At 36.8% G+C, this 20291-nt stretch carries 21 protein-coding genes; 8 read left to right on the top strand and 13 right to left on the bottom strand.

Annotated elements, in window-relative coordinates:
- Positions 1-57 precede the first annotated feature (57 nt).
- Positions 58-537: a hypothetical protein gene (locus tag JTI58_RS06300; protein ID WP_205445915.1), complete on the top strand. Its 480-nt coding sequence runs from the start codon at positions 58-60 to the stop codon at positions 535-537.
- Here JTI58_RS06300 and JTI58_RS06305 read toward each other — a convergent pair.
- From JTI58_RS06305 to JTI58_RS06315, 3 genes are all read right to left on the bottom strand, one after another.
- Entirely contained in the window at positions 526-1281 is a 756-nt protein-coding gene (locus tag JTI58_RS06305; RefSeq protein ID WP_205445916.1) for an exodeoxyribonuclease III, read from the bottom strand. The two genes, JTI58_RS06300 and JTI58_RS06305, sit on opposite strands and share 12 nt — an antisense overlap.
- Before the next feature lie 52 nt (positions 1282-1333).
- Complete coding sequence (murB, locus tag JTI58_RS06310; protein WP_205445917.1) at positions 1334-2248, bottom strand: UDP-N-acetylmuramate dehydrogenase; 915 nt, start codon at positions 2246-2248, stop codon at positions 1334-1336.
- A 219-nt stretch (positions 2249-2467) separates the two neighbouring features.
- Positions 2468-2773 (bottom strand): winged helix-turn-helix transcriptional regulator, encoded by a 306-nt coding sequence (locus JTI58_RS06315; RefSeq protein WP_036119224.1) that lies wholly within the window; start codon positions 2771-2773, stop codon positions 2468-2470.
- Positions 2774-3132: 359 nt separating this feature from the next.
- Here JTI58_RS06315 and JTI58_RS06320 point away from each other — a divergent pair, with 359 nt between their 5' ends.
- Both JTI58_RS06320 and JTI58_RS06325 read left to right on the top strand, forming a co-directional pair.
- Positions 3133-3660 (top strand): YceI family protein, encoded by a 528-nt coding sequence (locus JTI58_RS06320; RefSeq protein ID WP_205445918.1) that lies wholly within the window; start codon positions 3133-3135, stop codon positions 3658-3660.
- 36 nt (positions 3661-3696) lie between these two features.
- Positions 3697-4068 carry a DUF2500 domain-containing protein gene (locus JTI58_RS06325; protein ID WP_205445919.1) on the top strand — a complete coding sequence of 124 codons (372 nt, stop codon included), beginning with the start codon at positions 3697-3699 and terminating at the stop codon, positions 4066-4068.
- A 24-nt stretch (positions 4069-4092) separates the two neighbouring features.
- On the opposite strand, the gene JTI58_RS06330 is transcribed toward JTI58_RS06325, so the two are convergent.
- The 3 genes from JTI58_RS06330 to JTI58_RS06340 all read right to left on the bottom strand — a co-directional run bounded on the left by JTI58_RS06330 (position 4093) and on the right by JTI58_RS06340 (position 8273).
- Positions 4093-6453, bottom strand: a complete 2361-nt coding sequence (locus JTI58_RS06330; protein WP_205445920.1) for a bifunctional 2',3'-cyclic-nucleotide 2'-phosphodiesterase/3'-nucleotidase — start codon at positions 6451-6453, stop codon at positions 4093-4095.
- Between the two features lie 303 nt (positions 6454-6756).
- Positions 6757-7383 (bottom strand): FMN-dependent NADH-azoreductase, encoded by a 627-nt coding sequence (locus tag JTI58_RS06335; RefSeq protein WP_205445921.1) that lies wholly within the window; start codon positions 7381-7383, stop codon positions 6757-6759.
- A 182-nt stretch (positions 7384-7565) separates the two neighbouring features.
- A complete protein-coding gene (locus JTI58_RS06340) occupies positions 7566-8273 on the bottom strand; it encodes a DsbA family oxidoreductase (protein WP_205445922.1) in 708 nt (235 codons plus the stop codon).
- 125 nt (positions 8274-8398) lie between these two features.
- Here JTI58_RS06340 and JTI58_RS06345 point away from each other — a divergent pair, with 125 nt between their 5' ends.
- Complete coding sequence (locus tag JTI58_RS06345) at positions 8399-9778, top strand: FAD-dependent oxidoreductase (RefSeq protein ID WP_205445923.1); 1380 nt, start codon at positions 8399-8401, stop codon at positions 9776-9778.
- 38 nt (positions 9779-9816) lie between these two features.
- Here the strand turns inward: JTI58_RS06345 and JTI58_RS06350 are convergent, their stop codons facing one another.
- Positions 9817-10743 carry a manganese-dependent inorganic pyrophosphatase gene (locus tag JTI58_RS06350; RefSeq protein WP_205445924.1) on the bottom strand — a complete coding sequence of 309 codons (927 nt, stop codon included), beginning with the start codon at positions 10741-10743 and terminating at the stop codon, positions 9817-9819.
- A 467-nt stretch (positions 10744-11210) separates the two neighbouring features.
- On the opposite strand from JTI58_RS06350, the gene JTI58_RS06355 reads away from it, so the two are divergent.
- A complete protein-coding gene (locus JTI58_RS06355; protein ID WP_243456336.1) occupies positions 11211-12014 on the top strand; it encodes a GNAT family N-acetyltransferase in 804 nt (267 codons plus the stop codon).
- 103 nt (positions 12015-12117) lie between these two features.
- Here the strand turns inward: JTI58_RS06355 and JTI58_RS06360 are convergent, their stop codons facing one another.
- A complete protein-coding gene (locus JTI58_RS06360; protein WP_205445926.1) occupies positions 12118-12984 on the bottom strand; it encodes a MurR/RpiR family transcriptional regulator in 867 nt (288 codons plus the stop codon).
- Between the two features lie 317 nt (positions 12985-13301).
- Entirely contained in the window at positions 13302-14531 is a 1230-nt protein-coding gene (locus JTI58_RS06365) for an MFS transporter (RefSeq protein ID WP_205445927.1), read from the bottom strand.
- A 204-nt stretch (positions 14532-14735) separates the two neighbouring features.
- Between JTI58_RS06365 and thrC the strand changes: the two genes are divergently transcribed.
- From thrC to JTI58_RS06380, 3 genes are all read left to right on the top strand, one after another.
- Positions 14736-15788, top strand: a complete 1053-nt coding sequence (gene thrC, locus JTI58_RS06370; RefSeq protein WP_205445928.1) for a threonine synthase — start codon at positions 14736-14738, stop codon at positions 15786-15788.
- Positions 15785-16699, top strand: a complete 915-nt coding sequence (thrB, locus tag JTI58_RS06375) for a homoserine kinase (protein WP_205445929.1) — start codon at positions 15785-15787, stop codon at positions 16697-16699. Before thrC ends, thrB begins: the two co-directional genes overlap by 4 nt.
- Positions 16700-16798: 99 nt before the next feature.
- A complete protein-coding gene (locus JTI58_RS06380; RefSeq protein ID WP_205445930.1) occupies positions 16799-17485 on the top strand; it encodes a 2-hydroxy-3-keto-5-methylthiopentenyl-1-phosphate phosphatase in 687 nt (228 codons plus the stop codon).
- Positions 17486-17542: 57 nt separating this feature from the next.
- Here JTI58_RS06380 and zupT read toward each other — a convergent pair whose 3' ends face one another.
- From zupT to JTI58_RS06395, 4 genes are all read right to left on the bottom strand, one after another.
- Complete coding sequence (zupT, locus tag JTI58_RS06385) at positions 17543-18352, bottom strand: zinc transporter ZupT (RefSeq protein WP_205445931.1); 810 nt, start codon at positions 18350-18352, stop codon at positions 17543-17545.
- Positions 18353-18511: 159 nt separating this feature from the next.
- On the bottom strand, positions 18512-19120 hold the full coding sequence (locus tag JTI58_RS06390; protein WP_205445932.1) for a phosphatase PAP2 family protein: 609 nt from the start codon (positions 19118-19120) through the stop codon (positions 18512-18514).
- A gap of 85 nt (positions 19121-19205) precedes the next feature.
- Positions 19206-19337 carry a hypothetical protein gene (locus JTI58_RS25050; RefSeq protein WP_279381312.1) on the bottom strand — a complete coding sequence of 44 codons (132 nt, stop codon included), beginning with the start codon at positions 19335-19337 and terminating at the stop codon, positions 19206-19208.
- Between the two features lie 39 nt (positions 19338-19376).
- Complete coding sequence (locus JTI58_RS06395) at positions 19377-20276, bottom strand: hypothetical protein (RefSeq protein WP_205445933.1); 900 nt, start codon at positions 20274-20276, stop codon at positions 19377-19379.
- Positions 20277-20291: the final 15 nt, after the last annotated feature.

Below are 20291 nucleotides of genomic sequence, written 5' to 3' on the forward strand. Positions count from 1 at the left end.
AGGGCGGATTTTCTTGCAATCTAATTAATTTTGTCCCTTTTTGGAGCAGGAACTTGCTTGGTTGGAGCACTTCTTCCTCATTTTGGAGCGGGGGCTCGCTTGATTGGAGCGCTTCTCCCTCTCTTTGGAGCAGGGGCTCGCTTGATTGGAGCGCTTCTTCCTCTCTTTGGAGCGGATTCTCTCTTGATTGGAGCGCTCCTTCCTTTCTTTGGAGCGAATTCTCTCGTGGTTGGAGCGCTTCTTCCTTTCTTTGGAGCGAATTCTCACTTAGTTGGAGCGCTTCTTCCTCTCTTTGGAGCGGATTCTCTCTTGATTGGAGCACTTCTTCCTCTCTTTGGAGCGGATTCTCTCTTGATTGGAGCGCTTCTTCCTCTCTTTGGAGCGGATTCTCTCGTGGTTGGAGCGCTTCTTCCTCTCTTTAGAGCGGCCTCTTCGTTTTTCAAAAAACCCCAATTTCAAAAATCACCCTTATTAATTTTCAAAAACAAAAAATCGTATTTTCATTTAGAAAATACGATTTCAGTACTAGCCTTGTAATTGCAATTCAATCGGACAATGATCACTGCCCATGATGTGTGGGTGAATTGTTGCGCTTTCAATTTGATCCTTCAATTGATTTGATACAACAAAGTAATCAATACGCCACCCGATATTGCGTTCACGCACTTTATTCATATAGGACCACCATGTGTAGTGGTCCGTTTCCTCGGGATGCTTGTATCTAAAAGAATCTACAAATCCGCTTTCCAATAACGCCGAGAATTTCGCTCGCTCTTCGTATGTAAAGCCTGAATTTCCAATATTCGATTTTGCATTTTTTAAATCAATTTCCATGTGGGCAACATTTAGATCACCACAATAAACCACAGGCTTCTGGCTATTTAGCTCTTGTAGATAGCTAGCTAAACGATCCTCCCACTGTAAACGTAGTGGTAATCTCGCTAAATCACGCTGTGCATTTGGTGTATAAACATTCACTAAATAGAAATTCTTATATTCCAGTGTTATGATTCTGCCTTCATCCTGAGAATCTTCATCGCCCACTCCATACTTAACAGACAACGGTGTGTGCTTAGTGAAGATGGCCGTTCCTGAATATCCCTTTTTCTGGGCATAATTCCAATACTGCTCATAACCTTCGAGGGACAGCTCTACTTGTCCAGCTTGACATTTTGTTTCTTGGATACAAAAGAAATCAGCATCTATTTGATGAAAGAACGCTAAAAAACCTTTACCCAGGCATGCTCGTATTCCATTGACATTCCATGATATAAATTTCATTTTATCCACACTCCTAAAAAAACGCCCCTCGGCTTATGCGAAGGGCATCCTATTATAGATCGTCACCAACAATTTTGACTTCCGTCTCTAATTCAATGCCAAATTTTTCTTTCACTACACGTTGAACCATTTGGATTGTCTCAATATAGTCTGAAGCTGTAGCATTTCCTTTGTTGACAATAAATCCTGCATGCTTGGTAGAGACTTCTGCATCACCAACACCTTTGCCTTGTAAACCACTATCTTGAATAAGTTTTCCAGCAAAATGACCTGGTGGGCGTTTAAAAACACTTCCAGCAGACGGATATTCTAAAGGCTGTTTCGATTCGCGTTGGAAGGTTAAATCAGCAATCTTCGCATCAATTTCCTCCTGCACGCCTACTGCTAATTGAAAATCAGAGGACAACACATAATAACCTTTTTTGGCAATAATGCTTTGACGGTATCCAAGCTCAAGCTCTTCTTTACCTAATGTTAAAATGTCTCCTTCTCTTGTTAACACCTTTGATGAAACAATAATATCTTTAATCTCGCCGCCATAAGCACCTGCGTTCATAGCCATTGCGCCACCAATTGACCCTGGAATACCACATGCAAATTCAAAACCAGTTAAAGAAGCTTGCGCTGATAGTTTTGATGCATCTTTGATCAGTGCACCACTTTGTGCATAAACATGCTCACCATTAATCCGAATCTCATTTAAGCGTGAAAATGTTACAACGATTCCTCTATGACCGCCATCTCGGACAACCATATTAGAGCCGTTACCTAACATTAATAAAGGAATATTATTTATATATGCATAGCGAATAACGGATGCTGCCTCTTCTTCTGTTTCAGGAAGAACAAAAACATCTGCTTTGCCACCTAATTTTGTCATTGTGTATTGTTGTAATGATTCATCTAACTTAATATTGGCAGGATTAATACTTTTTGCTAAATCCACCGCCCATTGTTCTTTTGTCATGAGAGCTAATTCCTTTCTAACGTCCTTCTTACTCTACACCAGTATGGATTTAGAACCCCAATTTGACAAGTAAAATGAAGGGTATTTTTATCTCATATTATAAGACAGGTAAGACCTGTGCAGAGATGATGAATATTATAAAGAAAATTGACAGTCATTCCAAGTGTCGTTTTTAGCACACTATTTAGTTGAATTACCTAGTAAAATAATCCATTCACCTTAGAGCCAGCTACTTGCCCATGTTTCAATATTGCGGATAGCACCTTCAAGTGCTCGACCTTTATCTGTTAATGAATACTCAACACGCACTGGCACTTCAGAATATACTTTACGTTCAACAAGCCCCTCTTTTTCAAGCTCCTTTAAACGTTCTGATAATAAACGTCCACTGACAGGTAATGCAGATTCGATTTCATTAAAGCGCTGTGGTCCATCTAGTAATTGATATAATATTAACCCCGTCCATCGTTTTCCGATTAAATCCATTGCTTTAGCTAAACGAGGACACAAAGTTGTCTCATTCATAATTTTTCACCTCTATGTAACTATTGTAACGATTATTGCAGTAAATGTAAATTTGAAGTAACTTATTTACGTAAAATAATCTATTAACTTTTATATATTTAATTACAAAAAGTAACTTTAAATTTCAATTATGGACCTAACTATCAAAGAAACAAAAAAATGTCTTAGCCTAAACGGTATCACAATAAAATGCACATATTTCCAATAATATGCCTATTTCATTTTAAATATATTTTGTTTCATGTTCACAGATTACACTTTTATAGAGGGAAATACTTCCACAATTATGAAAAACTCATTGAATATGCAATTTGTTTACTTTATCATTCGTTGTAGAATGCTGTTTAGGGGGTTTTCAAATGAAAAAATATACTATTGATTTCAGTCATTCAACGATCGGCTTTTCTGTACGACATATGATGATTTCTCGTATTCACGGTACATTTGAATCGTACAGCGGTGAAATAGTTGCAGCCAATATCGAACAAATGCAGGATGCAAACATTTCGATTACCATTATAGTGGCTAGTGTCTCCACCAAGAATCATGATCGTGATGTCCACCTTGTGTCTCCTGACTTTTTTGATGCAGACGTCTATCCAAAAATAGTATTTACCTCTACATATATTGATAAACTAGATGATAAAAATTTTGCGATTCATGGTGATTTAACCATCAAAAACATAACAAGGCCTATCGTATTTACAACAGTATATACAGGAAAAGGTGTGAATCCATGGGCACAAGAAGTTTTTGGCTTCCAAGCCAAAGCACAAATTAATCGCCGTGATTTTAATTTAGTCTATAATACGATTTTAGAATCAGGTGGTGTATTAATTAGCGACGAAATAGACGTACTAGTAGATCTTGAATTAAATCCTCTTTAAGTGTAGTTTCTATCTCAAAGGAAAGGGGGTATTTATTTGTTTTGGTTTGATAATCATTTTTTATTTGGTTCCGCTTTTATTACCATCATCTTCTTTATTGTTTTTGGCAGCATAGCCTTTATAATTGTGAACGGCATTATCACATGGTCTAAAAATAACCGTTCCCCAATTTTAACTGTACCCACTAAGGTTGTGACTAAGCGTACGAATATACGTGGGGGATCTAATAATTCTGGGGCATCTACGTCCTATTATGTTACGTTTGAAGAACTAAACGGAGAGCGGCATGAACTAAAGATGAATGGCTACGATTATGGTCAGCTTGTAGAAGGTGATTTTGGCATTTTAACCTATCAAGGTACACGGTATCATTCATTCAACAGACATAAAAAGGAGAGTATCGATTGAATCGTACTCTCCTTTCATATACCTTTATTTAATTAAATATTTAGCAAATCCAGCTTCTGTATCTTCTAAATATTCAATGCCACTACCTGCTGGAATGAACTTTTGCGCATCTTTCGCAGATAAGTAAATAACCTTTGTATTGGCTGGGAACGGTACAAATGACCAGTTATTATCCGCAGCAGGGTTAATTGTTTTATTCGTCATAATATAATCAACAACAGCTTGACGATTTTCATAAGCATAGTTAGTTATATTTGAGCCATCTGCATTTTTAAATGTCGCACCATATGATCCACCAACTCGGTAATTGTTTGTGATGATGATGAATTCTTGTTTTAAATCGATCGGTTTACCATTATACTGTACATTCTTAATACGATTTGCCTTTTCATCAGTAAGATTACCACGTCGGTCATATTTTGCTGGCGATGTGACATCAATTTGATATGTTAAGCCATCTAACACATCAAAATTATAAGAACGCGCTTCTGCATCAATAATATTTTGTTCTTCTGTTTTAGTCGGATCAATCGTTGCAAAAATACCTGCAGCCATCTCTAGCCATTCAATCGCTTGAGCACCTGTTACTTTAATTGTTGCAACAGTATTGTCGTAATGATAAATGTCCGCCATATTTTTGATGGCAAGTGGTCCCACAGGAATATTTGTATAATCTAATGGATTATTACGAGAGCCTGCTTTGAAAGGTGCGCCAGCTGAAAGAATTGGTGTCTTTTCATCAGCAGTGCCCTTTAACTCTTGTTCGATAAACCATTTTTGAGCTTGTGTTACGATTTGAATAGATGGATCATCTTGCACCATTGAAAAATAACTGTGGATTGGAGCAGTTGTTTCTCCAACAGGCTGACGGATATACGTTAATGTGCCATCATGTGCCTCTTTAATAGCCTCTAAAACTGTTGTGGATGGTTGTAAACCTTCTTGCTTGATGGATTGCAATGAACCTTTACCATCTACCACTACCCACTCTAATCCTTGCTGTTCCAGTTTTAAATCAATTACACCAAGATGACTACCATAGCTACCTGCCATAACAGTAGGCACACCATGAATTGTACCCTTTTCTTGATCGACATCTTTCAAATCCTTATAATCACCAGGGAATGTTAAATGAGAGTGCCCTGTAATTAAAGCATCAATGCCTTCGATTTCTGCTAGTTGGTAACCAACATTTTCAGCACCCTTCACATAAGTATCTTCACCGATACCTGAATGTGACAGAACGACAATCACGTCTGCTCCAGCCTTCTGCATTTCTGGTACTACCTCTTTCACTGCTTCGACTGGCTCTTGCATTTCAACTTTACCTGCTAAATGAATGGCATCCCATTCAACAATTTTCGTTGGTACAATCCCTGTTACCCCAACTTTAAGTGTATGCTTTTTACCAGTGCTATCGACCACTTCTTTATCAAGAATGACATAAGGTGTAAACATACGTTCTTTTGTCTTTGCATCATAAGTATTAGCATTTACGACAGGATATTTTGCATCATTTAATACTTCATCTAAAAAGTCTAGACCATAGTTAAATTCATGGTTTCCTAAAGTTCCACCATCATATTTCAATGCGTTAAGTGCTGCAATAGCTGGATGAACTTCACCAGGCTTCAATACACTTTCTAATGCTTTATAAGAGCCAAGTGGTGTACCTTGAATTAAATCTCCATTATCGAATAGTAATGTGTTTGGATTTTTAGCGCGTGCTTGCTCAATTAATGTCGCTGTATTAGCCAAACCAACCTCAGATGATGGAGCATCTAAATAGTAATTGTAATTAGCTAAATTGGTATGAATATCTGTTGTTCCTAAAATTTGAAGATCTACTGATACACCAGTTGAAGGTGCTTTGTATTCTGCTACAAAGCGTTCCACAATACTCTCCATTTGTTCCTGTGTCACATAGTCACGAGGGCGAATAGTATTATCCTCAAATGCTTGCAAAATATTTGCTGCAACAGCATTCGCTAAATCTTGTTTATATGCCTCTGCAATTTGATCTGCATCCTTAAATTGCTCTAAAACAGTTAGGGAAGCGTTTTCACTAACTAGTCCACGAGCAGAGATTACAAATGCTTGTTGACGTGTTAATTTATCATCTGGACCAAATGTAGTTGCTGTTTTACCTTTAATAAGTTTTAATTGAACAGCTTTTTCTACATAAGGTGCTAAATCCTTAGAAACATCTGTAAAGGCAAGAGAAGAGCCGTCACCTATCTCTACATCTAAGCTTTCTACTAATTCTTTTACATAGTCTGCGCGTGTTACATCATTAGAAGCAGCCTCAGCAGAAACTCCAAATGGTATAAACGCGAAAAGGACTAGTAACACCGCCAAGAAATTAGTTATTAATTTCTTATTCATACAACAACCTCCTTAATAATCTAGTATTTTCCTACAAATCCTATTATATTAAAACCATTCTAATTTTTACTGAATAAATAGTCCTAATTATATGTATTTTTAAAAGAATGGATAATCACTTTCCATCTAAATCATAAATTATTATCATTTTTTAATTCTCTATCAAATAGGATGTTAGTAAATGTAAATTCTAAATAATTAGTTAATGTCAATATGTCCGACCTCCATACCACACCATACATCTGTTGACAAAATAAAAAAAGTCCTCCCAAAATTGAGAGGACTTTTATTAAAAAATATTTTTTATGCATTCACAGTTTGAAGTGATTGAGCTACCTTTTTCACTTCTTCTAGGCCATTTGCAATAATTTCTTGTGCTTTATCTGGTGAAGCATTGTGACCTTCAATAATCACTTCTTCGATAATTTCCATACCGAATACGCCACCTACTACGTTTTTAATATAGTTTACTGACATTTCCATTGGTTGAGCTTCTGGTGATGAATAGTAGCCACCACGAGCATTTAAAATAATCGCTTTTTTGTCAGTCATTAAGCTAATTAATTGACCATTTTCACCATATTTGAATGTGAATCCTGCTTGGTATACGTAGTCAATAAATGTTTGTAGAGGGGCTGGAATTGTTAAGTTCCATAGTGGGAATGCAAATACAACTAAATCAGCTGCAGTTAATGCATCCATTGTTTTTTGTTTTGCAGCTAATAGACGTGATTCGATGTCTGTTAACTCTCCACCATTTTGTACTTTACCAAATGCATTGAAAAGGTCTTGTCCAAAATAAGGCATATCTTCTGCGAATACGTCATAAGTTGTCACGTTGACACCTTGTACATTTTCCATGAAAGTATCATACATTTTTGTTGAAATACCGTCTGGACGGTTGTTCGCTTTTACTACTAAAACGTTCATTATATAAAATCTCCCTTAAAGTTCAGAATCTAATATCTCGAATTCAAGATATGTGTTTATCTTAAAAAATTTCATCTAAAATGTCAATGTTACTTACCTCAGACTTTTGACTGAAATATTATGTTAAAATCCTTTCGTCTACCAAAAAAGAGGAGTTTAAAGCTTTACTCCTCTCTAGTAAACTAAAATTTACAGTTATCGTCTGTGCAAATACCCGCATCACCTGAACCAGCCATCTTTAGCGTTGGTTGTAGGCCCTCTTCCTCAGCAACTTTACGCAGTGTATCTTCAAATACCTCCTGTGGTTGCGCACCTGAAATACCATACTTACGGTTTAAGACAAAGAACGGTACTCCTCGAACACCAAGCTGTAGACCTTCTTGAATATCCGATTCTACTTCGTTTTTATAAACATCCTCTGCAAGAACCTTTGCAACCTCATCACGCTGTAGCCCTACTTGTTCAGCTATCTCTAATAAAACATCTTCTTGGCCGATACGCTTTCCTTCAATAAAATGACTGTGTAAAAGTGACTCTACAAGTGCTGTAACATCGCCCTGTTGTTCAGCCCATTTCACAAGACGGTGTGCTTTTAACGTATTCTCTTCCATCAAATTGCTAAAGTCGTAGTTTAAGCCTACTTCTTTTGCACGTTCTGTTACACCCATTGTCATTTCCTTTGCCTTCTCTAATGACATTCCGTATTTCTTTGCCAATGATTCATAGACAGTACTATGCGAATCTACTGGAGTCGTTGGATCTAGTTGGTAGCTTTTATAAACAAGCTCTACCTGCCCCACATAGCCAGTATCCTCAATCGCTTTCTCTAATTGTTTTTTTCCAATATAACAAAATGGGCATACATAGTCAGACCAAATTTCAATTTTCATTTCTTGCTCACTCCTTTTGCTACATTGTAGCGATAGATGAAATCACAAGGCAATTTTAATGCCTCACTGCATAATTTTTCAAGTTCTTCTACATACTGAACATAAAAACTATGTGAGGTTTCTTTATGACACAATCTCTTTGGCTTGCTACAACTGAGTCAGTTTCGTTATCTTCTCTTACTTCCTCAACAACATGTGATGTATGTATAATCGGTGGTGGCTTAACGGGTTTATATACTGCCTATACTTTAGCAAAAGCAGGTGTGGATGTAGTTCTTCTTGAAGCAAATACCCATTTTGGTCATGGTACGACAGGGCATTCAACAGGAAAATTAACAGCCCAGCATAGCATTGTCTATGCAAATCTTTTAGAAAAACTATCTGTAGAAGAGGCACAGCTTTATTATCAACTTAATCAACAAGCCATTGATAAAGCTAGACAATTACTCCCACCAGCCAGCGTTCGATCGGTGGATTCACTATTATACTGTCAAACAAAAGAAGGCTATGCACAATTATTAAAAGAATGGAATGCCTATAAGGTTTTAAATATTAAGTCTAACCTTACCTCTGACACGGAGCTACCATTCCCTATCACAAAAGCATTATGTATGTCACAACAAGCTCAAATAAATCCTGTTGAGGTAAGTAACTTCCTCGCTAAAGAGGCACAGAAGATGGGAGCAAAACTTTATACAAATACCCGTGTTCAGCAATTAAACATACCACAAAATAACTTACATACCGAAAAAAATATGTCGGTTCAATATAATAAGCTTATTTTGTGTTCACATTATCCCATTGAAGCATTTAAAGGACTCAAACTTTTTAAATTATCCAATAGTCGTTCCTATATGGTTGCCAGTAAAACCTCTGAAACCATGCAAGGTCAATATCTATCAGTTGATTTTCCTTCTCGTTCGATACGGACTGCCACGATTAATCAGGAAAATTATTTAGTATTGGGAGGGGCAAATCACATCGCTGGGGAAACCGTTCATACCGAGCCTTATTATGAGGCCATTTCCAATGAAATGAAGGAGCATTTTGAACAACAGCCACTTTATCGCTGGTCAGCCCAGGATATAGAAACACCGGATATTGTCCCTTATGTTGGAAGGATTACAAACTCCTTACCTAACGTACTCATTGCCACTGGCTACCGTAAATGGGGAATCTCCAATTCCTTTGTCGCTGGTGATATCTTATCCTCTCTTTTAACTGGGGCAAAGATTGAGGATGGTGCCCTAGCTCTCTATTCACCATCCCGTACAAAATTCGGTGCCCAATTCATGCAAATGCTAAAAGTAGGAGGCTTTGTGGCAAAGGAATATATAGCGGGTTATATGAAGAATGCCTCAGCTCCGACCTGTACTCATTTAGGCTGTAAAACGAAATGGAATGAAGCTGATGAAACATGGGATTGTCCTTGCCATGGTTCCCGCTTTAATGCTAAGGGTGAAGTGCTTGAAGGCCCTGCCGTACAACCATTAAAACTCGACTAAAAAAGAGGCTGTCTTAATAGACAACCTCTTTCCTATTCTTATTTTAGAGCTTCCGTTAATACTGGTACAATTTGTTTCTTACGAGAAACAACTCCTGGTAATACAACACGGTTGTTGATAAGCTCAGCACCGAATCCTTTTGCTGCCGCTTCTGCTACTTGCCCAATTGCAACTGCAGTTGAATCATTATTTAAAATATCAGTCACAACGAAGAAGAATAGATCTAAGCCGTTTTCTGCAACATTTTTATTTAGTAAGATTTCTAACTCTTCTTGGCGATTAAGCACATCATTCATATCAACTGCATTCACTTGAGCTACAACAGATTTGTACTCACCAAATTGGAACTCTTTTGCATCTAACGATAATAAATCTTCTAATGATTTATCAGATAGATCAGCACCTGCTTTTAGCATTGCTAAGCCATACTCTGCAGTATCCACACCAGCAATTTTTGCTAGCTCCTCGCCAGCTTTTACATCTTGCTCTGTGCAAGTTGGCGATTTGAAAAGTAGTGTATCAGAAACAATTGCTGATAACATTAAGCCAGCAATATTGGCTGGTATCGCTACTCCGTTTTCCTTGAAGATTTTGTTTAGAATTGTAGCTGTACAACCTACTGGCTCAGCACGATAGTATAATGGATCTGCTGTTTGGAAGTTTGCAATACGGTGATGGTCAATTACCTCTGTAATTTGTACTTCTTCAATACCGTCAGCTGATTGTTGGAATTCATTGTGGTCAACAAGGATTACCTTGTCCGCTTCTCCTACAACAGAAGAAATTAAACGAGGCGCTTCAAAGCCAAATTTATCTAATGCAAACTGAGTTTCATTATTAACATCTCCAAGACGTACTGCCTCAGCTTGTTCACCAATTTGCTGTTTTAAATAGGCATATACAATAGCAGACGTGATTGTGTCTGTATCTGGGTTTTTATGTCCAAAAACTAATACTTTACTCATTGAATCAATTCCTCCTAAAATGGCACTTACATTTATATTTTATTTTATCATACCTTATAGCCTGACAAGTGATAAAGTGAAACTTTGGAACAATTTCGCCTTAGTGTAAATGCCACTGATGCCCGCTTTCAGTATAAAATACATTGCTTAATCAACACAGAACATTTCTGTCTAAATTTTAATATATAAAAATAATGAAAGCCCTCCAAATACATACTTTTCAAATAAGATATATACATTATAACTACCTTGTGTTGCTATGTATACTTTTAATGGGTCTAATTACTTCTATAAAATTCTCTATTTTTACCAACCTATTTTTAACATTCAATAGTAAAAATGCATCTTTTTTTAAAAACATTTAGATTATATAGATATTTAGTTGGGTTTTCATATTTAAGTCATCATAATTTTATGCTATCATCAGATAGTCTATATTTTTGGATATTCAGGAAATGGGGATTACGATGACAAAGAAGATAGAAAAAAAGTACATTCCTTTAGCGAACTATTTTGATGTAGCTTTACAACAAGAAATTACTTTATCCTTTAGCGAATTAGAAAACATTATGGGACAAGCATTACCGAACGCCGCCTACTTAAATAAAAGCTGGTGGAAAAAAACTAAGCCCCCACTCTCACATTATTTATCATGGACAAATGCAGGTTATTATGTCATTGATGTTAAACTAGGTACTAGTGTATCTTTCTCACGTACTCAAATGAAGTCTACTGAAAACGACACTTCAAACAATGAGGAGCATTCATCTGCATACATAATTCGAGGGATTGAAGCGTCCGATGCTAGATCATTCATTCATTTGCAAGAGGAGATATTTCAAGAAACCGACTTCATGTATAATATCCAAAATGAGCTGGATCTCACTGTCCAACAACTTCGTAAAAATTTAACCTATTGGAAGCATCTAAAAAACCGTACAATACTACTATGTGTATTAAATGGGATTTTTGCAGGTTATGCAGTTATTCATGGATATAAACAGTCGAAAGCTAGACACGTTGCCTCTGTTCGCTTAGCTGTGAAAGAAGAGCATCAACAAAAAGGCATTGGCACTGCACTGATGAAGGCTGTTGAAAGTTGGTCTAAACAACGTGATATTTCTCGTTTAGAGTTATCTGTTATGGAGCATAACCATGTAGCTTTACATCTCTTTACAAAGCTAGGATTTCATCAAGAAGGCATTCGACAAAATGCGATTAAATTAAATGATACTTATGTGAACGAATATAGCTTGAGTAAAATTCTATAATTCACTTTTCCTAGATGTCTAAATACTATTTGGACATCTTTTTATATAGACAAAAATACGCATAGACATGTGTGTTATTACACACTACCTATGCGTTGTTACATTAAAAAACCTGCTTTTCTCTAATAGCATCTAAGAATAGTACATTACTCTCTACTTGCTCGTACGATTGCTGATATTTTTCATAGCGCCCTTTGTCCTGACTCATCATTTCCTCTATCAAGGCATGCAAAAAAGAAATCAAGACTGGCGCAATTTCTAGTGAAGAATGATTTTTGGTGCCAAGGGTAAATAATGCATTGGCATATTCTCGAATAGGCGAAAATGCAGAACCTGTAATCCCAATAATTTTCACTTTCTTTACCTTTGCAATTTCAACAATCGTTTTAATATCCATTATCTGTTTATCAAAAGATAGCACAATTAAAGTTGTATGTTCGCTCATGCTATTTATTTGGTTCACTAGATCCTCGGAGTCTAAACGAAGCTGTTTAATATTAGAACGAAGTGTTTTCAATGTATTAGATAGCCAATTAGTAACAGATGCATTGTGACGAGTACCTAGAATATAGATATTGTCTGCTTCATGCATCCATTTTGAGCTTTTTTGAATTTGCTGATCGTTAATCAATTGAATGGTTTCTTGAATATTTTGGCTATCCCGTTGCATTACCTTACCAAAGCTAGAATTAGTTAGCTTCTTAGCAGTATAGGCAGGCTGTAGATTTGCCCCCACATCTTGAGACATAATATAGCCTCTAATTTCCTCTTGCAGCTCTACATACCCTGATAAATCCATAGCATAACAAAAACGAATCACTGTTGATTCACTTACATTAGCCAATCTGCCAACCTCTGCTGCTCCATTAGCAATAACTGTAGTGGGATTATCCATTACAAATTGTGCTACTTTACGCTGGCCCTTTGACAACCTTACAAATCTTTTCTTTATATCCTCATGAATACTCATTCCTAACAACCTTTCTTTCAATGACCTTATCACGAATGGGAGATTGTTTCCTACTGACTCAAAATTCGATTAAAAATACAGTATCACGATTACAATTTGAATACAATGACTTTTCTGAAAAATCTTCATCGCATTAATCTGCTAATAAAACAATTTAATTTAAGCTTTAACCATTTTATGTTGATTTGTCATTTTAACAAAAAAATCTGTATAATCGAATAAAAATTAATAATTACTCATTTTTATGTATTTTTTAAGCGAATTCAGACAAAAATGTCCTGGATCACTTCTTCTGATCCAGGACATTCTATTTTATTTTATTCTAATTCAAGCTGCTTCGTTTCCTTCCCAAGGAAGATGACACCCACAACACCGATAATAATTGCTCCGCAGAAAATGGCAAAGATATAGCCTATATCATAGCCTGCCGTCAACAGAAACCCAACGAGCAACGGACCAAAAATACCGCCAATTCGTCCAACGGCTGCTGCCATACCAGCACCTGTTCCTCGAATAATGGAAGGATATTGTTCAGGTGTGTAAGCATATAATGCGCCCCAAGCCCCTAAGTTAAAGAATGATAAAAACATCCCTGAAGTGAGCAATACGGCTAAAGTATCTGCATTCCCAAAAATGTAAGCACTTGCTGCAGTACCAATTAGATAGGAAACAAGGACAAATTTGCGTCCAAACTTTTCTATAAACCAAGCTGCTGTAAAGTATCCTGGCAATTGAGCTAAAGTCATGATCAAAACATATTTAAAGCTTGTGATCATATCAAAGCCCTTCCCTACCATTACACTTGGCAACCATAAAAACATGCCATAATACGAAAATACAACTGTAAACCATAATAGCCACAGCATAAATGTAGAACGAGCATACTTTTTCGACCAAACTTCTTTCATATTTTGGCCAATGCTACGTTTTTTTGATTCTTCCTTCACAGTAAATTGAGGTGAATCTGGTAAATGCCAACGAAGATAAATAGCATAAAATGCTGGAAGTGCCGTTAGTATAAGGGCTACTCGCCATCCCCATGTAGGAATAACAAAATACGAAATGAGTGCTGCAATTAACCAGCCTGCTGCCCAAAAGCTTTCTAGTAATACAACCACGCGACCTCTTTCTTTGGCAGCCACACTTTCAGATACTAGCGTTGAAGCTACAGGTAATTCTCCCCCTAGCCCCATCCCTACTAAAAAGCGTAAAATTAAAAATGCAGTTAATGTTGTTGTAAAAGCGGATAAACCGCTTGCAATAGAAAAGAGGACAAGTGTCCACATAAAAATTTGCTTGCGCCCTACTTTATCAGCAAAAACACCAAAAAAGAGAGCCCCTACAGCCATTCCGATAGAATTTACACTACCAATCCAACCAGACTGACTTGGTGATAGTCCCCACTCAGCGGCCAATGCTGCAATGACAAAGGATAATATACCAACGTCCATTGCATCGAAGAGCCATCCTACCCCTGCTACACCCAAAAGCTTATTTCTAGAAATGGATTGCTGAGGTTTATTTGTCGCTGCTGTATTTATTGTCATCTCAACCACCTGTCTTTACACATGACTTTACATTACAAGATTACTATACAGTTGTTTCAAGAAAGTGACAAGTACTATTCAAATTACCGAATTGTTTCGACAATTAATGAAATGCTATTGAAATAATAGTGCCATTTGCGTTAAAATGTCTTTTATACAAAAACAACTGTTCTTTCTATAAGAACAAAAGGAGATCGTTACGTTATGTGGAAAGGCCTTATTGAAGAATATAAACAATTTTTACCCGTAACTGAAAATACACCTGCTTTAACTTTAAACGAAGGCAATACGCCTCTTATACATTTAGTAAATTTATCTAAGAAACTAGGCATTGAGCTTTACGGAAAAATTGAAGGTGCAAACCCAACTGGCTCATTTAAAGACCGAGGAATGGTGTTTGCTGTTGCAAAAGCTATTGAGGATGGAAGTCAATGCGTTATTTGCGCTTCTACAGGAAACACTTCTGCGGCTGCGGCAGCTTATGCAACTCGTGCAGGGATTCAATCAATCGTTGTTATTCCTAAAGGAAAAGTTGCTCTTGGTAAGCTTGCACAAGCTACAATGTATGGTGCAAAAATCATTGAAATTGATGGTAATTTCGATGATGCTCTCAATATCGTTCGCCAAGTAAGTGAAACAACACCAGTTGCACTTGTTAACTCTGTAAATCCATACCGTATCGAAGGTCAAAAAACGGCATCGTTTGAAATTGTAGATGCCTTAGGTTCAGCACCTGATTATCTGTGTATTCCTGTTGGTAATGCAGGTAATATCACTGCCTATTGGAAAGGATTTAAAGAATATCACGCTGCAAAAAATAGTGGTTTACCAAAAATGTATGGCTTTGAAGCAGAAGGTGCAGCAGCAATCGTTAAAGGAGAGCCTATTGCTAACCCTGAGACAGTGGCAACTGCCATTCGAATTGGCAATCCTGCTAGTTGGAAATTGGCAGAAGCGGCTCGCGATGAATCTGGTGGTATCATTGATTCTGTTACAGATGAAGAAATTGTAGCAGCTTACAAATTAATCGCAAGTACAGAAGGTATTTTCGTTGAGCCAGGCTCTGCTGCTTCTTTAGCAGGTGTTATGAAGTCTGTTGAAAATGGAAAAATCCCTCAAGGCGCTAAGGTTGTAACTATCTTTACAGGGAATGGACTGAAAGATCCTGATACAGCTATGAATGTATCCACTGTAGAGGTTGTATCTCTTAAAAACGATGAAGAAGAAATTCGTGCATATATTGAGGGTGTACTATGAGTAAAATGTGGCAAATCTCAGTTCCTGGAAGCACAGCCAACTTAGGTCCTGGCTTTGATTCAATAGGACTTGGCTTGTCTCTTTACTTAAAGCTTTCTGTTACTTTACAAGAACAATGGGAAATTATCCATCTTGATGATAATGGTCCTAAAGAGTTTGAGCTTGAAGAACACTTACTATACGTCATTGCTAAAAAAACTGCAGATCAATATGGTCAACAGCTACCTGCTTGTCGTGTAGAGATGGCCAGTGAACTTCCGTTGGCACGTGGTCTTGGTAGCAGTGCAGCAGTTATTGTTGCAGGTATTGAACTTGCTAACCAAGTATGTAAGCTTGGATTAACGATTCAAGATAAACTTAATCTCTCTTCACAAATTGAAGGACATCCAGATAACGCAACCGCTTCAGTCTTGGGAGGTTTAACGATTTCTTCAATGGATGACAAAGGAATGGTTGATACATTTCATATCAATGATATCGATGCCTCCTTTGTGGTATATGTACCAGATGTTGAATTAAAAACAAGCGAATCTCGTTCGGTTTTACCAGAGCAATTTAACCGATCCTATGCAGTTCATGCTTCAGCAAATGCGAATATGCTAGCGGCTTCTTTAATGGCAAGAGATTTTGAACGTGCTGGACGTTATATGGAGGCTGATTTATTCCATGAACCGTTTCGTGCAAAGCTAATTCCTGCATATGAAGAAATTCGTATTGCTGCAAAAGCTAACGGCGCATACGGTACAGCTTTAAGCGGAGCTGGTCCAACATTAATATCCATTATTCCCTCTGCTATTGCTTCTGACTTCGTTCAGCTAATGACAAAGCAATTCCCAGAGCACCAAATTATTTTAACAAAAGCTGATGAACATGGTGTACAAGTCAATGAATGTATGAAACGTCTACTATAACAGTAGGCGTTTTTTCTTGAAAGCAAGTACGTATAAAACTAATATTATAGAAGTATAGAATTAGACTTTCTATACTTGCTTTTCTAAGGAGGGACTATTTTGAAACCCATTATTTTCTGTGATTTCGATGGCACGATAACAGAAACAGATAATATCTTTTCACTTATGACTGAATTTGTACCAAAGGAATCTGAAAAAATTGCACAAGCGATGATGGAACAAACCATTTCATTTAAAGATGGCCTATCAGCTATGTTTCATCTACTTTCTAGTCAACAAAAAGATGAAGTCATTCAATACCTAATGGATTCGGCAGTAATACGTGAGGGATTTGGAGATTTTGTTCGCTATGCTCAAAACAACAATATTCCATTTTATATTGTAAGTGGCGGAGTCGATTTCTTCATCGAGCCTTTAGTTGAAAAATTTGGTCCATTTTCAGGCATCTACTGTAATAAAGCAGATTTTTCTGGTGAGCAAATACAACTGATTTACCCAAATAGCTGTGATGAGGAATGCGCTAAATATAGCACACAAGGTTGCGGCTGCTGTAAGCCTAGTGTTATGCGAAAAGTTGCCAATGAAGATCATTATAAAATCGTAATTGGTGATTCTCTATCTGATTTCGAGGCTGCTAAACTAGCCGATATCGTTCTTGCTAGAGATCATCTTATCCAACGCTGTGAAGAACTTCAGGTTCCATATAGACCCTTTACCACATTTCAGGATTGTCTAAATATTGTTCAAGAACTAGTGGAATCAAAAAAGGCTATTCTTTCAATTTAATGTAGAAAAAAGACAAGGGAGCCACTTTTACAAAGATGACTCCCTTTCCCTACTTATTTATGCTAATAGCACTAAGCTAATGGCCATGACCGCCATTCCTGCTACTAGACCATACATCGATAAATGTGTTTCATCGTATCTTTGTGCTGCTGGTAACAACTCATCTAATGAAATAAAGACCATTATTCCTGCAACCCCAGCAAAAACAATTCCAAACATGACATCGGTTAAAAATGGCATAAGGAGCAAAAATGCTACTAATGCACCGACAGGCTCTGCTAATCCTGATAAAAAGGATAATTTAAAGGCTTTCTTTCGATTACCCGTCGCAAAGAAAATAGGAACAGATACAGCAATGCCTTCTGGAATATTGTGAATAGCTACTGCAATGGCAATAGCAATCCCCACATTCGGGTCATTAATAGCTGACATAAATGTAGCGATACCCTCTGGAAAATTATGAATGCCAATCGCGAGAGCTGTAAAAACACCCATCTTCATTAAATGTTCTTCATTGACCTGTGGTTTGATGGCATTTACATCCTCAACTAGCTTTACTTCATGAGGATTAGTAGCCTTTGGAATAAATTTATCGATCAAGGCAATAAATAACATCCCACCGAAAAATCCTAGGATTGTCATCCAATAGCCATTTGTTGTACCTAATGCATTGGTTAAAGCATCTTTCGCTTTAACAAAAATTTCTACCAGGGATACATAGATCATTACCCCTGCTGAAAAACCTAATGCTAATGATAAAAATTTTGTATTTGTTCTTGATGTAAAAAATGCTATTAAACTACCTACGCCTGTTGCAAGTCCGGCAAAAAGAGTTAGTCCTAGTGCCAGTAAAACATTTCCGTCCATTCCCTTCTTCCTTTGCTCTTTTTCTTATTGTACTCATCTTAACGTAGAAGTTTCCTATACGCAATTCTTTTTTATGAGGCAAATATCATTCTTTACAATGTCTCAATAAAACGTAAAAAAGCAGTATCTATTCATATGAAATAGATACTGCCTGCCTTTTTATTTATGATTGGATGAAAATAAGCGTTTTCGACGTTCGTACCAGATGACACAAATGATAAACCAAGTATAGCCGATGCTCCAACCAGCAAGTACATCTGTAGCAAAATGTCGAGCTCCTGCAATACGTGATAAACCAATAAGCACCATCAAGATCGTTGCGCCAAGCCACAGAAGGATTTTACGGCTTTTATTACGATTCTCCGCTAAAATATAAGCAAGTGAAAATAAATACAAAATACCTGTCATCGAATGTCCAGATGGAAAGCTAAAGGATGTCAGTTGATCCTCAATTTCAGGTCTTGGACGTTGCACCCATTTCTTTAATAATTGATTCAGAACATTGCCTGCTGCAAAAGTTAGTACAACAAATAGCATCCCTCGATAATTTTTTACCTTCCAAGCTAAATACACCATTAAAACTACTGCAACAGCGACAACAAATATTGGCTCCCCTATATAATGAAAGATCTCAATAAATCGATTGCCAAAAAGAATCTCTGCCATCTTTGCATCAAATGTATTCATCAATTGACTTTGATAAGTGACTCTTAATACGATAAAGACAATTAACGTTACAATTGCTAAAGGATATGCCCATTTTTTCATTTTTTCACCTCAAAAAACATTCATGCTATGGTCTTCACATCATAACATAAATAGGTCTATTCTGAATGAAATATAGGCCTTCATTTTAAGAAAGGTTTACACCCTTAACCTCTTGATAAATAGTGATCGTTTCTGCTTCTGGTTTGTTAAAGTAATTGGAAACGGCCAATGCAACAATAAATAAAATGGCTACTATAGGTAGTATTCTTCTAAACATCCTAAACACTCCCTTATTCTTTTACTGTTCCAAATTTAACTACTTGATTAACACGGGATCAAATAGCCAATCTTTTGGACCAAAGTTTGCATCCTTTTCTCCTCTAACCTCACGCGAAATACCATATTTTATAATAGTTTCTCTAAATCTTTTGCTAAACAATGTCTTCCTATATAAATACCTTCCATCATGACTACAATCAGCAGAGTAAAAAACATCACCTTTTAAGTTCTCTAAATCTTCATGATGATAAATATCAGGACCATTAATGACTCCATTTAAGCCACAACTGCACGGTGGTTGTTCAGTTGCAAAGTATAATTTAACTCTATCCTTACTACACTCAGGCAGCATTTGTATAGGAATAATTTGATAAGCTGGTTGTTTATCTTCTATAGGCCCTTGATGGATAACCTCTAAAAGCTCATAGCCTTCTAGTTTTTCTCTTTTCATTAGTAATACTAGTTCCTCAGAAGCTACCCAGTAACCATTTACATGGACTAAATAACGATCTTTCATCTGCGTAGTATCAATAACTATCGGTGATAGCTGCTCTTTATCCATGAGCCCACAATACTTACAATGTGTACTCAAAGAAAATAATGTCCCCTTATCCTCTAAGAACATTTCTGGTGAATTACCTGTTGAATTTAAAGTAAATAATGGTGCTCGTTCATACTCTATATCTGAAAATTCAAAATAAAAACGTTCTCCAATCGAAACGATTCCAAATTCACGTTCTAACGACGCATATAAAGCTGTTACCTGCTCGTATGTTACATCCTCATTTAATGTAAAAATAGGATTAAATTTTGTTTTCAAATTTCTTTTTCTCATTTCAGGCGCACCAATAGCAATACCATGACGATTATAAACGTTAATAACTTGATCTTGACTAGTTTCATCTATGGAAAACAAATTTTCAAGTTCTACTTTCACAATACACGCCTACCT

Source organism: Lysinibacillus fusiformis, from assembly GCF_016925635.1.
In the GTDB taxonomy this organism is placed as follows: Bacteria; Bacillota; Bacilli; order Bacillales_A; family Planococcaceae; genus Lysinibacillus; species Lysinibacillus fusiformis_F.

Excerpts from the sequence above, each read along its gene's own strand:
- JTI58_RS06305 (WP_205445916.1), bottom strand. The coding sequence starts at position 1,281 with ATGAAATTTATATCATGGAATGTCAATGGAATACGAGCATGCCTGGGT.
- murB (WP_205445917.1), bottom strand. The coding sequence starts at position 2,248 with ATGACAAAAGAACAATGGGCGGTGGATTTAGCAAAAAGTATTAATCCT.
- JTI58_RS06315 (WP_036119224.1), bottom strand. The coding sequence starts at position 2,773 with ATGAATGAGACAACTTTGTGTCCTCGTTTAGCTAAAGCAATGGATTTA.
- JTI58_RS06320 (WP_205445918.1), top strand. The coding sequence starts at position 3,133 with ATGAAAAAATATACTATTGATTTCAGTCATTCAACGATCGGCTTTTCT.
- JTI58_RS06330 (WP_205445920.1), bottom strand. The coding sequence starts at position 6,453 with ATGAATAAGAAATTAATAACTAATTTCTTGGCGGTGTTACTAGTCCTT.
- JTI58_RS06335 (WP_205445921.1), bottom strand. The coding sequence starts at position 7,383 with ATGAACGTTTTAGTAGTAAAAGCGAACAACCGTCCAGACGGTATTTCA.
- JTI58_RS06340 (WP_205445922.1), bottom strand. The coding sequence starts at position 8,273 with ATGAAAATTGAAATTTGGTCTGACTATGTATGCCCATTTTGTTATATT.
- JTI58_RS06345 (WP_205445923.1), top strand. The coding sequence starts at position 8,399 with ATGACACAATCTCTTTGGCTTGCTACAACTGAGTCAGTTTCGTTATCT.
- JTI58_RS06350 (WP_205445924.1), bottom strand. The coding sequence starts at position 10,743 with ATGAGTAAAGTATTAGTTTTTGGACATAAAAACCCAGATACAGACACA.
- JTI58_RS06355 (WP_243456336.1), top strand. The coding sequence starts at position 11,211 with ATGACAAAGAAGATAGAAAAAAAGTACATTCCTTTAGCGAACTATTTT.
- JTI58_RS06360 (WP_205445926.1), bottom strand. The coding sequence starts at position 12,984 with ATGAGTATTCATGAGGATATAAAGAAAAGATTTGTAAGGTTGTCAAAG.
- JTI58_RS06365 (WP_205445927.1), bottom strand. The coding sequence starts at position 14,531 with ATGACAATAAATACAGCAGCGACAAATAAACCTCAGCAATCCATTTCT.
- thrC (WP_205445928.1), top strand. The coding sequence starts at position 14,736 with ATGTGGAAAGGCCTTATTGAAGAATATAAACAATTTTTACCCGTAACT.
- thrB (WP_205445929.1), top strand. The coding sequence starts at position 15,785 with ATGAGTAAAATGTGGCAAATCTCAGTTCCTGGAAGCACAGCCAACTTA.
- zupT (WP_205445931.1), bottom strand. The coding sequence starts at position 18,352 with ATGGACGGAAATGTTTTACTGGCACTAGGACTAACTCTTTTTGCCGGA.
- JTI58_RS06390 (WP_205445932.1), bottom strand. The coding sequence starts at position 19,120 with ATGAAAAAATGGGCATATCCTTTAGCAATTGTAACGTTAATTGTCTTT.
- JTI58_RS25050 (WP_279381312.1), bottom strand. The coding sequence starts at position 19,337 with ATGTTTAGAAGAATACTACCTATAGTAGCCATTTTATTTATTGTTGCA.